This window comes from Nocardioides sp. (genome assembly GCF_030149505.1).
GTDB lineage: Bacteria > Actinomycetota > Actinomycetes > Propionibacteriales > Nocardioidaceae > Nocardioides.
In genome coordinates, this window is record NZ_JASBRN010000071.1 from 29,869 (window position 1) to 44,287 (window position 14,419).

14 protein-coding genes and 3 tRNA genes are annotated in these 14,419 nt (G+C 73.7%); 8 read left to right on the top strand and 9 right to left on the bottom strand.

The annotated features are described in order from the left end of the window. Positions 1-112 precede the first annotated feature (112 nt). The 3 genes from Q1V71_RS15470 to Q1V71_RS15480 form a co-directional block, all read right to left on the bottom strand. Positions 113-484, bottom strand: coding sequence for a group 1 truncated hemoglobin (locus tag Q1V71_RS15470; RefSeq protein WP_300644902.1), 372 nt, complete (start codon positions 482-484; stop codon positions 113-115). 227 nt (positions 485-711) lie between these two features. Continuing rightward, positions 712-787, bottom strand: a tRNA-Lys gene (locus tag Q1V71_RS15475). Positions 788-865: 78 nt separating this feature from the next. Further along, positions 866-2,449 carry an NAD(P)/FAD-dependent oxidoreductase gene (locus tag Q1V71_RS15480; RefSeq protein ID WP_300644904.1) on the bottom strand — a complete coding sequence of 528 codons (1,584 nt, stop codon included), beginning with the start codon at positions 2,447-2,449 and terminating at the stop codon, positions 866-868. 130 nt (positions 2,450-2,579) lie between these two features. On the opposite strand from Q1V71_RS15480, the gene Q1V71_RS15485 reads away from it, so the two are divergent. Both Q1V71_RS15485 and Q1V71_RS15490 read left to right on the top strand, forming a co-directional pair. Next, a complete protein-coding gene (locus Q1V71_RS15485; RefSeq protein ID WP_300644906.1) occupies positions 2,580-4,655 on the top strand; it encodes an ATP-binding protein in 2,076 nt (691 codons plus the stop codon). A 90-nt stretch (positions 4,656-4,745) separates the two neighbouring features. Then, positions 4,746-5,693 carry a pirin family protein gene (locus tag Q1V71_RS15490; RefSeq protein ID WP_300644909.1) on the top strand — a complete coding sequence of 316 codons (948 nt, stop codon included), beginning with the start codon at positions 4,746-4,748 and terminating at the stop codon, positions 5,691-5,693. Between the two features lie 54 nt (positions 5,694-5,747). Here the strand turns inward: Q1V71_RS15490 and Q1V71_RS15495 are convergent. Continuing rightward, a tRNA-His gene (locus tag Q1V71_RS15495) sits at positions 5,748-5,823 on the bottom strand. A gap of 40 nt (positions 5,824-5,863) precedes the next feature. After that, entirely contained in the window at positions 5,864-6,523 is a 660-nt protein-coding gene (orn, locus tag Q1V71_RS15500) for an oligoribonuclease (protein WP_300644911.1), read from the bottom strand. Between the two features lie 64 nt (positions 6,524-6,587). Between orn and Q1V71_RS15505 the strand changes: the two genes are divergently transcribed. Both Q1V71_RS15505 and Q1V71_RS15510 read left to right on the top strand, forming a co-directional pair. After that, on the top strand, positions 6,588-7,322 hold the full coding sequence (locus tag Q1V71_RS15505; RefSeq protein WP_300644912.1) for a thioredoxin domain-containing protein: 735 nt from the start codon (positions 6,588-6,590) through the stop codon (positions 7,320-7,322). A 3-nt stretch (positions 7,323-7,325) separates the two neighbouring features. Beyond that, entirely contained in the window at positions 7,326-8,351 is a 1,026-nt protein-coding gene (locus Q1V71_RS15510) for an adenosine deaminase (protein ID WP_300644914.1), read from the top strand. Here Q1V71_RS15510 and Q1V71_RS15515 read toward each other — a convergent pair. Continuing rightward, on the bottom strand, positions 8,339-9,112 hold the full coding sequence (locus Q1V71_RS15515) for a PIG-L deacetylase family protein (RefSeq protein WP_300644915.1): 774 nt from the start codon (positions 9,110-9,112) through the stop codon (positions 8,339-8,341). The genes Q1V71_RS15510 and Q1V71_RS15515 overlap by 13 nt on opposite strands. Positions 9,113-9,242: 130 nt before the next feature. On the opposite strand from Q1V71_RS15515, the gene Q1V71_RS15520 reads away from it, so the two are divergent. Beyond that, entirely contained in the window at positions 9,243-9,704 is a 462-nt protein-coding gene (locus Q1V71_RS15520) for a nuclear transport factor 2 family protein (RefSeq protein WP_300644916.1), read from the top strand. Positions 9,705-9,720: 16 nt separating this feature from the next. Here Q1V71_RS15520 and Q1V71_RS15525 read toward each other — a convergent pair. Continuing rightward, positions 9,721-9,794 (bottom strand) — tRNA-Arg (locus Q1V71_RS15525). Between the two features lie 94 nt (positions 9,795-9,888). Here Q1V71_RS15525 and Q1V71_RS15530 point away from each other — a divergent pair. Beyond that, complete coding sequence (locus Q1V71_RS15530; protein ID WP_300644918.1) at positions 9,889-10,293, top strand: response regulator; 405 nt, start codon at positions 9,889-9,891, stop codon at positions 10,291-10,293. Between the two features lie 174 nt (positions 10,294-10,467). On the opposite strand, the gene Q1V71_RS15535 is transcribed toward Q1V71_RS15530, so the two are convergent. Next, entirely contained in the window at positions 10,468-10,602 is a 135-nt protein-coding gene (locus Q1V71_RS15535) for a hypothetical protein (protein ID WP_300644920.1), read from the bottom strand. Between the two features lie 12 nt (positions 10,603-10,614). Between Q1V71_RS15535 and Q1V71_RS15540 the strand changes: the two genes are divergently transcribed. Then, a complete protein-coding gene (locus Q1V71_RS15540) occupies positions 10,615-11,604 on the top strand; it encodes a cytochrome P450 (RefSeq protein ID WP_300644921.1) in 990 nt (329 codons plus the stop codon). 1 nt (position 11,605) lies between these two features. Continuing rightward, the gene (locus Q1V71_RS15545; RefSeq protein WP_300644922.1) at positions 11,606-12,916 is read left to right on the top strand and encodes a HAMP domain-containing sensor histidine kinase; all 1,311 of its coding nucleotides are present in this window, start codon (positions 11,606-11,608) and stop codon (positions 12,914-12,916) included. A gap of 23 nt (positions 12,917-12,939) precedes the next feature. Here the strand turns inward: Q1V71_RS15545 and Q1V71_RS15550 are convergent, their stop codons facing one another. Beyond that, the gene (locus Q1V71_RS15550; protein WP_300644923.1) at positions 12,940-14,373 is read right to left on the bottom strand and encodes an aminopeptidase P family protein; all 1,434 of its coding nucleotides are present in this window, start codon (positions 14,371-14,373) and stop codon (positions 12,940-12,942) included. Positions 14,374-14,419: the final 46 nt, after the last annotated feature.

The following is a 14,419-nucleotide window of genomic DNA, read 5'->3' on the forward strand; positions in this document are numbered from 1 at the left end:
CGAGGGCGAGCCGGGCCAGGGTGCGTGCGAGCGTCACGCGGCCAGTCTGCCCGGCGACGTACGACGGTGGGCCACCCCCCACGGTCCGCGGTGCCCCAGCGTGGGTCGGGGCTCAGACGAGCGCGCTGCCGTGCACGACCTGCAGGCGCAGCGGCGCGATCGTGGCGAGCACCCGGGTGACGAGCTCGTCGGCGACCGCGAGGGACTCCAGGACGTCGACGAGGTGCGTGACCGTCGCGTCGAACATGGCGTCGGTGATGTGCAGTCCCGCGTGGGCCTCGTGCAGGTCACGGCCGACGTGGACCAGGCCGGAGCCCAGGGCCGCGGACAGGAACGAGGTCATGTGGCTGCGCAGGCGCAGGAGGTCCACCCCGTCGAAGACCGGCGCGATCCCGGGGTCCTCCAGCAGCCGGGCGTAGAGCCCGCGCACGGCGAGCTCGATGGCGTCGCGACCACCGAGGTGGTCGTACAACGTCGGATCCATGACGGACCTCTCCCTCCTGGGCCGTGCGGCTCCCACCGCACGACCTCCTCGGCACCCGACCCCGGTGGGGCGCGCGCCTGCTCCCACGCACCAGTGCAGCACAGCCGCGGCGCTCCCGGGGTCGGAACAGCCCTGCGTGCCGCAGCGGTCCGGACCGGTCGCACCAGGTCGCGGAACCAGGTCCGGGAACGGCGAGAGCCCCAGGTCGACGACCTGGGGCTCTGCGGTGGTACGCCATCAGGGACTCGAACCCCGAACCCGCTGATTAAGAGTCAGCTGCTCTGCCAATTGAGCTAATGGCGCCCGGTGAAGCGACGTGAACGTTACCAGCGGGCGGCCTCGGCGAGAAATCGACAGAGGTCGCGGGGGCCGCGGCGGTGGTCACATCGACTCGAGCACCGCCTGCGCGGCGTTGTGGCCGCCCAGCCCGGAGACGGCGCCGCCGCGACGCGCACCCGAGCCGCACAGCAGGACGCGGTCGTGGTCGGTCTGCACGCCCCACCGGGCCGCCGGTGAGTCGAGCAGCGCGCGGGCCGGGGCCCACGGCCACTCGAGGTCGCCGTGGAAGATGTGCCCGCCGGGCATGGCGAGGTCGGCCTCGATCTCCTGGGGGATCTTCGCCTCGATGCAGGGCCGCCCGTCGGCATCCGTGGCCACGACGGAGGCGATCGGGTCGACCAGGTGCCGGTCCAGCTCGGCCAGCGCCCGCTCGACGGCCAGGGCCTTGCGCTCCTCGCGGGTCGCGGGGTCGTCGAAGAGCGTGGAGGGCGTGTGCAGCCCGAAGTAGGTCAGCGTGTGCGTGCCGGCGGGGGCGTCGCCCAGGATCGACGGGTCGGTCAGGGAGTGGCAGTAGACCTCGCCCGGCATCGTGGTCGGCACCAGGCCGGCCGCGGCCTCGGCGTAGGCCCGCTCGACCTCGGAGTAGTCCTCGCCGAGGTGGAGGGTGCCGGCGAAGGCCTCGGTGGGGTCCACGCCCGAGCGGAGCCGGGGCAGGCGCTCCAGCAGCAGGTTGATCTTCAGCTGCGCGCCGACCGGCTTCTCGGGGTGCTCGCCCTCACCGAGCAGGATCCGCAGCACCCAGGGGGCCACGCCGGAGAGCACCCGGCCGGCGGTCACCGAGCGGCTCCCGGCGGGGCCGTGCCAGGTCACCTCCACGCCGTCGACGCCCGGCGTGATCGCCGAGACGCCGGCCTCGGTCAGGACCTCGGCCCCGGCGGCGGTCGCCGCGCGCAGCAGGCCGTCGGTCACCGCACCCATGCCGCCCACGGGCACCCGCCACTCCCCGGTGCCGTTGCCGACCAGGTGGTAGAGGAAGCACCGGTTCTGCACGAGCGACGGATCGTGCAGCGAGGCGAAGGTGCCGATCAACGCGTCGGTCGCGACCACGCCCCGGACGGTGTCGTCATGGAAGCGCCGCTCCACGGCCTCGCCCAGCGGACGCTCGACGAGGTCGCGCCAGATGACCGGGTCCACCTGGCCGCGCAGGTCGGCCTCGGAGGGCAGCGGCTGCAGGAACGTCGGCGCCAGCGCCTGGGTGAGCGTCCCGACCTCGGCGTAGAAGCGCTGCCACGCGGCGTACTCCTCCTCACCGCCCGTCAGCGCGGCGAAGGACTCGCGCGTGCGGGCACCCTCGTGTCGCTCGACGTGCAGCCCCGAGGGCACGCCGTCGCGCAGGGTCGGGGTGTGGGAGGCGGTGCGGCGCGAGACCAGCGTGACGTCGAGGTCCAGGTCGGCCATGAGGGCGTCGGGCATGACCGAGACGAGGTAGGAGTAGCGCGAGAGCCGGACCGGGTGGCCCCGGAAGGCCTGGGCGGAGATCGCTGCGCCACCGGTGTGGTCGAGCCGCTCGAGCAGCAGGGTCGAGACCCCGGCCCGGGCGAGGTAGGCCGCCGCGACCAAGCCGTTGTGACCGCCGCCGACGACCACGACGTCGTAGTGGTTCCGTGCTGGGTTCCCGCTGCTCATCGCGCCAACCTAGCCACTGACCGGCGACACCGGCCACGCCGCACCTGCGGGAGCGTCGGTGATGGTGCCGGTTGCCCCGAGGTGCTGTCATAGGTGTGCGCGGTGGGCGCTGCAGGGAGAGGGAGCACGGATGCTCAGCAGGTCGCGCGGCCCGGGAGGGGGGCCGGCAGGGGACCCGTCGGTCCCGGCGCGCCTCCTGCGCGCGTGGCGGGACTCCTGGCGGGCTCGCGCGGGTCTGCTGCTGCTCGTCACCGCCGTCACGGGCTTCCTCGCGGTCTCCGCGGCACCCGACGACGGCAAGGTCATCGGCATCTGGCCGGTCGGCGCGGCTGCCGGCGCGCTGCTGTGGAGCCCGCGGCGAGTGGCGCCGTGGTTGCTGCCGCCCGTGCTCGGGCTGGCCCTGCTCAGCGTCGGCCTCGGCGGGCGCCCACCCGAGGTGGCGGTGGGGTACGCCGTCACCATCACCGTCGAGGTGGCGCTGGTCTGGTGGCTGCTCTCCCGCGGCCGCGGCCTCACCTGGCGGTTGCTTGACGACAGCGACCTGCGCCGCTGGGTGAGCACGTGCTTCCTCGCCGGTGCCGTGGGCGCCACGGGCGGGGCCGTCACGTCGTGGCTGGCCGACTACGGCGACCCGGCGTACGTCGCGCTGGGGCTGGGCACCGCCCACCTGGCCTCGCACCTGGTGCTGACACCGCTCTGGGCGCAGCTGCCCCAGCACTCCGACATCGCAGGGCGCGGGGAGCACCTGCTGCAGTGGGCGAGCATCGCCGTCGCCGCGCCGCTGGTCTTCTGGCCCGGCGACCTGCCGTCGGTGGTGTTCGTGCTCATCCCGCTGCTGGCCTGGAGCGCCCTGCGCATCGGCGCTCGCGAGGCGCTGGCGCAGATGGTGCTGCTGCTGGCCTTCGCCGTGCTGCTGACGACCGACGGGCACGGGCCGTTCGCGGCGGCGCCGGTGCTGCACGACCTCCCGCGGGACATGCGCGGGGTGCTGCTGGCGGCGTTCGCCGCGGTGTGCGCGCTCATCGTCGTGCCGCTCATCCTGCGCGTGGGCGAGAGCATCGAGGCGGCGCGCGTGGCCCGCGCCGAGCGCGACACCCTCGACCGGATCGTGAGCAGCACCACCGGGGTCGCCATCATCGGCGCCGACCGTGACAGTCGCATCACCCTGTTCAACCCCGGTGCTGAGCGGATGCTCGGCTACGCCGCGGAGGAGGTCATGGGGAGGAGCACCCTGATCTTCCACAGCCGCGAGACGATCGCCGTCAAGGCTGCCGAGCTGGGTGTCGAGCCGACCCTGCAGGCCTTGGCCGACCACATGCTCGAGCACGCGATGGCCGGGGTGGACATGGTCTTCCTCCGCGCCGACGGGGTCGCGCGCACGCACTCGATGACGCTGAGCCGGCTCACCGACGAGGCGGGCGAGGTCATCGGCTACCTCTCCACCTCCGAGGACGTCACCGACCGGGTCGAGGCCGAGGAGGCGCTGCGCTCGGCGCTGCAGCGGATGCAGGAGGTCGACTCGGTCAAGGACGCGTTCGTGTCGTCGGTCAGCCACGAGCTCCGCACCCCGATCACCAGCATCCACGGCTACCTCGAGCTCCTGCTGGACGGCGAGTTCGGTGACCTCGAGGCCCCGCAGCACGGCGCCCTGGCGAAGGTCTCGCGCAACGCCGAGCGGCTGCTCGCGCTGATCGACGACCTGCTCACGCTCTCGCGCCTGCAGGAGGACGGCCTGAAGCTGGCGCCCCGGGTCGTGGACCTGCGCCAGGTGGTGACCGCAGTGTGCGAGGTGGTGGCGCCCGCCGCCGAGACCGGCGGGTTGGGCCTCGCCGTCGACCTGCCCGAGGACCCGGTGCCGTTCCTCGGCGACCGGGACCTGCTGGAGCGGGCCGTGGTCAACCTCGTGGCCAACGCGGTCAAGTTCACCCCCCGAGGGGGTCGGGTCGACGTGGGGCTGGCGACCGGCGACGACGGGACGACCCTGCAGGTCAGCGACACCGGCATCGGGATCCCGGTCGCGGAGCAGGAGCTGCTGTTCTCGCGCTTCTTCCGATCCTCCAACGCCCAGCGCCAAGCGATCCCGGGCAGCGGACTCGGACTGTCGATCGCCCACGCGGTGGTGCTCCAGCACGGCGGCAGCATCCGGGTGGCGAGCGCGGAGGGGGAGGGCACGACGTTCTGGGTGGAGCTGCCCGCGCTGGTCTGAGGGGCCCGGCGGGCAACCAGCGCTGCCGGAATATCCAACATTCAACTACCGTTGGGACCAGCACGATCCCCTGCCCGAGAGGTGCCCACCATGCCTGCGATCACCGTCGACGACCTCACCGTCCTGCCGCGCCTGGAGGCGCCGGGGCTGGGCGACCAGCCGCGCCCCGTGTGGCAGCTCAGCACCGCCCCCCAGGGCTACGAGGGCGAGGGCTTCCCGGTGCGCCGCGCCTTCGCCGGCATCGACCTGCAGCACCTCGACCCGTTCATCATGATGGACCAGATGGGCGAGGTGGAGTACGCGCCGGGCGAGCCCAAGGGCACCTCGTGGCACCCGCACCGCGGCTTCGAGACCGTCACCTACATCATCGACGGCACCTTCGACCACCAGGACTCCCACGGCGGTGGCGGCACGATCACCAACGGTGACACCCAGTGGATGACCGCCGGCAGTGGCCTGCTGCACATCGAGGCCCCGCCGGAGTCGCTGGTGATGAGCGGCGGCCTGTTCCACGGCATCCAGCTGTGGGTGAACCTGCCGCGCTCGGCCAAGATGAACGCGCCGAAGTACCAGGACATCCGCTCGCGCGAGGTGGCCCTGGTGACCAGCGCCGACGCCGGCGCGCTCGTGCGGGTCATCGCCGGGTCGGTCGACGGTCACGAGGGCCCCGGCTCGACGTACACCCCGATGACGCTGGTGCACGCCACCATCGAGCCCGGCGCGCAGCTGGAGCTGCCGTGGACCGTCGAGCACAACGCGCTGGTCTACGTCCTGTCCGGCCGCGGCACCGTCGGCACCGAGCAGCGGCCGATCCGCACCGGGCAGACCGCGGCGATGGGGGCCGGTGACTACCTCACCGTCTCCGCGGACCGCACCCAGGAGGGACGCTCGCCCAAGATGGAGGTCATCGTCGTCGGCGGCCAGCCGATCCGCGAGCCCCTGGCGTGGGCCGGTCCGTTCGTGATGAACACCAAGGCCGAGGTGCTCCAGGCCTACCAGGACTTCCAGCGCGGGTCCTTCGGCCAGGTCCCCGCCTGACTGCTCCAGGACACATCGAGCCCCTGACCCTCACGGGTCAGGGGCTCGTGCACATGGGGTGAGTGACGGGGCTTGAACCCGCGACCCTCGCGACCACAACGCGATGCTCTACCAGCTGAGCTACACCCACCACGGGCCGGCAGGGCCGGACCGGGGACGAGTGTAGGGGACTAGGGGGCAGTCACCGAATCCGACGCCACCTCTGCGTCGGCGGCCGTCTGGCCCAGGCCCGTCAGCGCGCCACCGTGCCGGGCAGCGATCGCGCGCGAGGTGTCGGTGTCGGGGCCGGGGGTGGCCACGAAGACCGCCTCCCGGTAGTAGCGCAGCTCCTCGATCGACTCCTGGATGTCGGCCAGCGCACGGTGGTTGCCGCGCTTCTCGGGCGCGGCGTAGTAGGCCCGCGGGAACCACCGGCGGGAGAGCTCCTTGATCGAGGAGACGTCGACGATCCGGTAGTGGAGGAAGCCCTCCAGCTCGCGCATGTCCCGGGCGAGGAACGCCCGGTCGGTGGCGACGGTGTTGCCGGCCAGCGGGGGGCGGCTGCCGTCGGGGCAGTGCTGGCGGACGTAGTCCAGGACCTGGCGCTCGGCCTCGGCGAGGTCGAGGCCGCCCTCGAGCTCCTCGAGCAGGCCCGACTTCTCGTGCATCTCCCGCACGAAGGGGATCATCTGCTCCAGCGCCTCCGCCGGGGGGCGCACGATCACGTCGACGCCCTCGCCCAGCACGTTGAGGTCGAAGTCGGTGACCAGTGCGGCGACCTCGATCAGGGCGTCGGCGCCGAGGTCGAGCCCGGTCATCTCGCAGTCGATCCACACGAGTCGGTCGGTCATGGGGTGACACCCTACGCGGGGTCCTCTCAGCGCTGGTTCAGCCCGACCTCCTACCCTCGGAGCCATGTCGAAGAACTCCCGCGCCCGAGCCGAGGAGCGTGCGGCCCGCGCCCAGGCCGCCCGCGAGGCGCAGAAGGCCGCCGAGCGTCGCCGCACCATCCGCTCGGTCACGCTCGTCGTCGTCGCGATGGTGCTCATCGTGGGAGCCGCGTTCCTCTTCGTCCGCGCCACCGACGGCTCCTCGGACGTCACCGCCACCCCCGCGGGCAGCAGCGAGTACGGCGTGACGATGGGCGACCCCGACGCCCCCGTCGACGTGATCGTGTACGAGGACTTCCTCTGCCCGTTCTGCGGCGACCTCGAGGAGGCCAGCCGCGAGCCCTTCGAGGAGCTGGCCGCCGACGGCGAGGTGCTCGTGGAGTACCGCCCCTTCAACCTGCTGGAGCGGATCAGCGACTACAGCCCGCGGGCGGTCAACGCCTTCGCGGTCGTCCTGACCGAGTCCGGCCCCGAGGTCGCCAAGACCTTCCACGACCTGCTCTTCGAGAACCAGCCGTCGGAGTCCGGCCCCTTCCCGGACAACCAGGCGCTGCTGGACCTCGCGGTCGAGGCGGGCGCCGAGGAGTCGGAGGTCTCCGAGGGCATCCTCGAGGAGACCATGCGCGACTGGGTCGACGCCGCCACCCAGGCCGCCCAGGAGGCCGGCGTGCAGGGCACCCCGACCGTGCTGGTCGACGGCCAGGTCGTCCAGGGCTCGCCCGAGGAGATCATCCAGGCCGTCCGCGACGCGGTGGCCTGACCCGTGGCCGTCGACCCCGCCTTCATCGCCGCTCTGCCCAAGGCCGAGCTGCACGTCCACCACGTCGGCTCGGCCTCACCGCGGATCGTCTCCGAGCTCGCGCGCCGCCACCCGGGCACCGTCCCCGCCGACCCCGAGGAGCTGGCCCGCTTCTTCGAGTTCCGCGACTTCGCGCACTTCATCGAGGTCTACCTCGCGGTCGTGGACCTGGTCCGCACCCCCGAGGACGTGCGGGTGCTGACCTACGAGGTCGCCCGCGAGATGGCGACCGGTCAATCGCTGCGCTACGCCGAGCTCACGTGCACGCCCTACACCTCGGTGCGGCCCCACGAGGACGGCGTCGGGATGCCGATCGAGGCCTACACCGAGGCGCTCGAGGACGCCCGGGTCGCGGCCGAGCGCGACTTCGGCCTGGTGCTGCGCTGGGTCTACGACATCCCCGGGGAGGCCGGTCTTCCCGCTGCCGACGCGACGCTGGAGTACGCCCTGCGGCACGGCAGCGACGGGCTCGTCGGCTTCGGTCTCGGTGGGCCCGAGATCGGGGTGCCGCGGCCGCAGTTCCGCCCGCACTTCGAGGCCGCCCGGGCCGCCGGGCTGCGCTCGGTGCCGCACGCGGGGGAGACGACCGGACCGGGCACGGTGTGGGACGCCCTGCACGAGCTCGGTGCCGAGCGCATCGGCCACGGGACCAGCGCCGCGCAGGACCCCGCGCTCCTGGCGCACCTCGCGGAGACCGGCGTACCGCTGGAGGTGTGTCCGTCCTCCAACCTCGCGACCCGGGCGGTGGCGCGGATCGAGGAGCACCCGCTGCCGCGCTTCGTCGAGGCCGGCGTGACGGTGGCGATCGCCTCGGACGACCCGCCGATGTTCGGCACGACGCTCAACCGCGAGTACGAGATCGCCGCGGACCTGCTCGCCCTCGACGAGGAGGGCGTCAAGGAGCTGGCCCGGACCTCGGTGCGCGCCTCCTTCGCCCCCGACGACGTACGCCGTCGGCTGCTCGCCGAGATCGACGCCTACGCCGGCTGACCCGCCTCGACCGGGTCCTGGCCACGGGCAGGCGGAGGAGCCGGCTCGGTGGAGAGCACGAGGTGCTCGAGCGGCACCGTGAAGTGGCCGAGGAAGTGCCCGTCCAGCGGGGCCGGTGCGCCGCCCGCGCCGCGGATCTGGGAGGCGTGCGCCCGGATCGCGGCGAGCTTGATCTCCAGCGAGGCCTGGTCCAGGCGCAGCACGGCCATCTGCTCCCACGGTGCCTCGTCGGGCTGCAGGTGGTGCCACATCAGCAGCGGGTACTCCACGAGCCGGGCCCCGCTGGCTGCGGCCACCCGCGCGGCGGCCCGCCCGGCGGCGTCGTGGTCGGGGTGCCCGTCGCCGCGCCAGGGTGCGACCAGGAGCGTGCCGTGGCCCTCGCCGACGATCTCGCCGAGCGCGGCGACGACCTCCTCCTCGACGTCGGCCACCCCGCCGTCGGGCGCGCCGAGGAAGACGACGGGGGAGCCAGGTGCGAGCAGGTCGACGGCTGCGTCCATCTCGGCGAGGCGCCGGGTGGCCAGCGAGTGCCGGGAGCAGTGCTCGGCGGGCGGGTGCGAGGACTCCCCGGCGGTGAGGAGCACGAGGTAGACGCCGATCCCGGCCCGGTGGGCGTGCGCGATCAGCCCGCCGACGCCCAGGCTCTCGTCGTCGGGGTGGGCCGAGACGACCACGAGGCGCTCCCACGCCTGCCCGCCCGTCCGCAGGTCGAGGGCCGGACCCCGTCCCCACGAGGGGTGCTGCTGCCAGTGCTGGGGCACGAGTCGTCCCTTCGCCCGAGTCCCGCCGACGACGGGTGGCCCGAACCTACGTCCCGGTCCTCGGCCCAGGTCCATCCGACGGGGTGAACGAGTGTGCACGCGAGTGCACGGCGACCCCTATCCTGCGGACGTGCCCGCCGCTCCCGGCGCCGACAGCGCCCGCGTCATCGAGAACCTGGTCCACACCTATGCCGAGCGCATCGACGCCGGCGACCTCGACGGGGTGGCGGAGCTGTTCACGCACGGCCGCATCCACGGGGTCGAGGGCGGCGGACCGGACACGGTCTTCGAGGGGCGCGACGCGGTGCGCCGCCTGTACGCCGCCACCACCCGCGTCCACGAGGAGACCGGCACGCCGCGTACCCACCACGTCACGACCAACCTGATCCTCGAGGTCGACGACGAGTCCGGCACCGCGACCTGCCGCAGCCGCTTCACCGTCCTCCAGGCGACCGAGGCGCTCGCCCTGCAACCGATCATCGCCGGGCGCTACCACGACACCTTCCACCGCATCGAGGACGCGTGGTGGTTCGAGAGCCGCACGATGCACGTCGACCTGGTGGGGGATCTCTCGCACCACCTGCTGATCTGACCTCGTGGGTCCGGAGCACCCCCGGCAGGACTCGAACCTGCGACCAAGTCATTAGAAGTGACTCGCTCTATCCAGCTGAGCTACGGAGGCTGGGCGGGCGTCAGGTTAACCCCCGCACGACCGGTTGCTGCCACGGGGAGGAATGCCGGGGGTGGGTGCGGTCCCGGGTGGGTACGATCCGCCCGTGACCCAGGAAGCCCCCACCTCGGGTGCCTCGGACCGACGTCTGAGGTTCCTCGTCGTCGACGACACCGAGGACATCCGTGAGGTCATGACCCGGATGGTGCATCGCCAGGGCCACCAGGCCGACGAGGCCGCGGACGGGGTCGAGGCCGTCGAGGCGCTGCAGCGGGACCGCTACGACCTGATGCTGCTCGACCTGTCGATGCCGCGGATGACCGGCGAGGAGGTCGTGCGCTGGGTGCAGGAGCACCCCGAGCACGCCCACGGAGTGCGGATCGTGGTCGTCAGCGCGTGGGCCGGCGACAAGCGGCCGCTGCTGCAGGAGCTGGGGATCCACGACGTACTGCCCAAGCCGCTGCGCCGCCAGCAGCTGGAGGAGCTCATCACCGGGGTCCTCGGGTCCTGATCGGGCGTATCGCCTGCGGCGGTCTGGACCACCGGGATACTGTCCCGTCACCGGGGTACAGGAGGGTCTCCGGGCCGGGTCCGACGTCTGCGGCCCCGGCACTCACAGGGGAGGAAGTACACACATGATCGCGAAGCTCCGCGCACGTCGCGCCGCCCGTCAGCTCACTGCTGTCTACGCGTGGCGCCCCGGCCCCTGAGGCTGGTCGACACCGCAGGTGATGCCGTAGGCGACACCCGGGCGCTCGGGCGCCTCGGTGCCGTCCTCGCCGCGCGCGGGCGACCCGGTCCCGTCCTCCTCGGCCCCCACGGGCCGCACCTTGTGACGACCAACGCCGACACCCGGCGGGTCCTCACCGACACCGACTCCTTCGTCTTCCCCGTCGACGTCTCGCGCCGTGCCACCACGGGCCCCCAGCCGGTGCTGCCGCGCCTGCGTCCCGACCAGGTCGCCCGCGGCCTGGCCACCTTCGGGTCCGAGCTCGCCCTCGCGTGCGCCGCCTGGGAGGGCGGGGCCGACGCCGAGGCGATGACGGTGCTGCGCGCACCGGTCGCACGCTCCACGACCGACGCGGTCCTCGGGCCGCTCGCCACCGACGACCGGGACCGGGTCGCCGAGCTGGTCCTGGCCTGGGTCGACTCCCTCGGCCCGGTGATCGCCGCCGGCCGACCGCCCGTGCGCTGGAGCCGCGTGCGGCGCGCGGAACGTCGGGCCCGCCAGGGGCTCGAGGGGGCGCTCGCCGACCTCCACGTGGAGAGGCCGCCGGTGGCCGCGGTGGAGCTGGCGGCCGGGGTCCAGGTCCCGATCGCCGCCGGCGCCTGGCTGCTGGTCCTGCTCGCCGAGCACCCCGAGGCGGCTGCACTCGCCCGCGACCACGGCCTCGCCGCCGAGGTCGTCTGGGAGGTGCTGCGCCTGCGGCCGCCGACCTGGGTCAGCGCCCGGATGACCACCCGCGACGTCACGGTGGGCGCGGGCCGGGTCCCGGCGCACGCGGTCGTCCTGGTGAGCCCGCTGCTGCTGGGCCTCGACGACGCACACGTCCCGCCCGGCACCAGCCACCCGGAGGAGTTCGACCCGGCGCGGTGGTGCGGCACCGACGTGCGGCCGGGGGCGTGGCTGCCGTTCGGCGCCGGACCGCACGCCTGCCCGGGACGGAGCCTGGGCCTGGCCCAGCTCACGGCGCTCGCACGGTGGGCCCTCGGGCGGCGTGTCACTCTCGTGACACCGGCACGGATCGACCAGACTAGGGGCATCTTCCCGTCGCCGGCGCGCCTGCGCTGCCTCCCGGGCCCATCGCCACTCGAGGAATGACGTGACCGCCGCACCGCCTGAGGGCCTCCAGCAGCTCGACGAGGGACCCGTCTCCGCATCGGCGGCCGCCCTGTCCCGGCGGATCCTGTCCTTCCGCGACCCGGTCGCGGCCGCTTGCGAGCTCGTCGCCCAGCACTTCCTCGCCTCCGACGAGGTCGAGATGGTGGTGCTCGCGCTCACGCTCACCCCGCCCGACGACCAGACGGGGTGGGCCCGGTTGGGCGACCGGGTCTGGCTGCGCGAGTGGCTGGTGCCCGGCTCGCCGTGCCGGTCCGCTCCCGGCGGGGAGGGCCCCGAGGGCGCGCTGACGATGCCCTACGTCTCCCAGTGGGCGCGTGACGAGATCGTCGCCGTCCCCGACCGTGACCGGCTACCCGTCGCCGGTGCCCGCGACCGCGAGGAGCTCGAGGCGTGCGGCACCGCCGCACTGGTCACGTGCGCGCTCCAGCGCGGCGAGGCCATGTACGGCTCGTTCTCCCTCGCCCGCAGCACCCCCGGGACCTGGCCCCAGGGGCTGCTGGCCGACTACCGGCTCGTGGTCGCAGCGCTGTCGGCCCTGCTCGGGCACCAGCACGACCAGCGGCTGCTGCTCGACGCGGTGGACGTGGGCGAGCGGGCCCACGCCCGGCAGCAGCAGCTGGTCGCGACCGTCAGCCACGAGCTGCGCACGCCGGTCTCCACGATCATCGGGTACGCCGAGCTGCTGGCCGACGAGGCCGAGCAGCAGCCGCCGGGCGACTTCCCCGCCGGGGTGGCCCGCGACGCCGGTCAGGTCCTGGCCGTGGCCGAGCACCTCCTGGCCGTCGTCGAGGACCTCCTCGGCACCGCCCGGGTGCTCGGCAGCGAGGACAACCGCGTCCCGGTCGACGTGGCCGGCGCCGTCGCCGACGTCCTGCACTGGCACCGGGTCCCCGCCGCCCGCGCCGGTGTGACGCTGACCAGCACGGTGCCGGACGGGCTGGCGGCCCTCGCCCGTCCCGCCGGGCTGCGGCAGGTGCTGGCCACCCTCGTGGGCAACGCCGTCGTGCACAACCGCCCCGGCGGCAGCGTCGAGGTGGGCGCCGAGCCCATGGTCGGCGAGGGCGGTGAGGCGCGGGTGCGCCTGGTCGTGAGGGACACCGGGCTGGGCCTGGAGCCCGAGCAGCTGCACGAGGCCTTCGAGCCCTTCGTCCGCTTCCACCTCGAGGTGCCCGGCACGGGGCTCGGCCTGCCGCTCGCGCGGACCGTCGCCGAGCGCGACGGGGGCTCGATCGGCGCCGAGTCGGTGCCCGGGCGCGGGTCGGCTTTCTGGATCGACCTGCCGACGGCCTGACCCGCCCCCCCGTCGTACGACGCTCAGCGCGTGCGCGCCGCCATCCACTTCTCCACGTCGTCGGCGGCGCGGGGGAGCGCGGCGGAGAGGTTCCGCCAGCCGTCGGCCGTGACGAGGATGTCGTCCTCGATCCGGATGCCGATGCCGCGCAGCTCCTCCGGGACGAGCAGGTCGTCCTCCTGGAAGTAGAGGCCCGGCTCGACGGTGAGCACCATGCCCTCGGCCAGCGTGCCCTTGGCGTAGGCCTCGGGGGCCGCGCGACCGCAGTCGTGCACGTCCATGCCGAGCATGTGGCTGGTGCCGTGCAGGGTCCAGCGCGCGTAGGTCTTGTTGTCGGGCGCCAGGGACTCCTCGGCGCTGACCGGGAGCAGCCCCATGTCGGCGAGGCCGTGCGCGAGCACCGTCATCGCGGCCAGGTGCGGGGCCTGGAACTCAGCACCCGGACGGACCGCCTCGATACCGGCCTCCTGCGCGGCCAGCACCAGCTCGTAGAGCTCGCGCTGCAGCGGGGTGAAGGTGCCGTCGACCGGCAGGGTGCGGGTGACGTCGGCGGTGTAGAGGTTGTGACCCTCCACGCCCATGTCGAGCAGCACCAGCTCGCCGGGGGTGATCGGACCCGAGTTCTCGATCCAGTGCAGCGTCGTGGCGTGCCGGCCGCCGCCGACGATGGAGTCGTAGCCGATGTCGTTGCCCATCGTGCGGGCGCGGCGGAAGAAGGTGCCCTCCAGCCACCGCTCGCCGTGGCGCAGGACGTTCTCCCAGTCGGCGACGGAGTCCTCGAAGCCCAGGGTGGTGGCGTCGCAGGCGGCCTGCAGCTCGGCGACCTCCCAGTCGTCCTTGACCAGCCGCAGCTCGGAGGCCACCCGGGCGAGCTCGTCGTCGCGGGCGGAGTCGCCGGCCACGAGAGCGTCGACCGCCGGCGACACACCGCGGTGCACGCGGGTCTTGGCGCCACCGTCGAGGCGGCCGGCCAGCTCGTCGACGTGGCGCACCTCGAGGCCGAGGGAGTCGGAGATCTCCTTCAGCGAGGGCCGGCGACCGGCCCACAGCTCGCCGTACTGCCGGTCGCGGAAGAACTCGTCGGTGTCGCGCGAGGAGCGCGGCCGGGCGTAGAGCACGCCCTCGCCGTCCTCGACGACCAGCACCGCGTCGGAGGTGAGGTTGCCGCAGAAGTAGGCGTGCGCGGTGTCGGCGCGGAAGCGGTAGTCGGTGTCGTTGCTGCGCACCTTGTAGGTGCCGGCGGGCAGCACCAGTCGCTCGCCGGGGAAGGCCTCGGAGAGGGCGGCGCGGCGGCGGGCGGCGTGGTCGGCCACGGGGTGGCGCGGCAGGTCGAGCTCGCGGTCGCCCCAGCCGGTGCGCATGAAGGCGGCGTACGCCTCCGGGACCGCGGGGTCGTGCAACTCGGTGCGCGGCCGGCCGTCCTGCTCGGTGGTTCCCGCAGTGCTCTCCTCGCTCATGCCGGCCACTGTACGACGCGGGCGACCGGCCCGCGGACGGGTCGTC

What these genes read in the sequence shown, in the direction of transcription:
- Q1V71_RS15470 (WP_300644902.1), bottom strand. Translation starts at nt 484, where the DNA reads ATGGATCCGACGTTGTACGACCACCTCGGTGGTCGCGACGCCATCGAG.
- Q1V71_RS15480 (WP_300644904.1), bottom strand. Translation starts at nt 2,449, where the DNA reads ATGAGCAGCGGGAACCCAGCACGGAACCACTACGACGTCGTGGTCGTC.
- Q1V71_RS15485 (WP_300644906.1), top strand. Translation starts at nt 2,580, where the DNA reads ATGCTCAGCAGGTCGCGCGGCCCGGGAGGGGGGCCGGCAGGGGACCCG.
- Q1V71_RS15490 (WP_300644909.1), top strand. Translation starts at nt 4,746, where the DNA reads ATGCCTGCGATCACCGTCGACGACCTCACCGTCCTGCCGCGCCTGGAG.
- orn (WP_300644911.1), bottom strand. Translation starts at nt 6,523, where the DNA reads ATGACCGACCGACTCGTGTGGATCGACTGCGAGATGACCGGGCTCGAC.
- Q1V71_RS15505 (WP_300644912.1), top strand. Translation starts at nt 6,588, where the DNA reads ATGTCGAAGAACTCCCGCGCCCGAGCCGAGGAGCGTGCGGCCCGCGCC.
- Q1V71_RS15550 (WP_300644923.1), bottom strand. Translation starts at nt 14,373, where the DNA reads ATGAGCGAGGAGAGCACTGCGGGAACCACCGAGCAGGACGGCCGGCCG.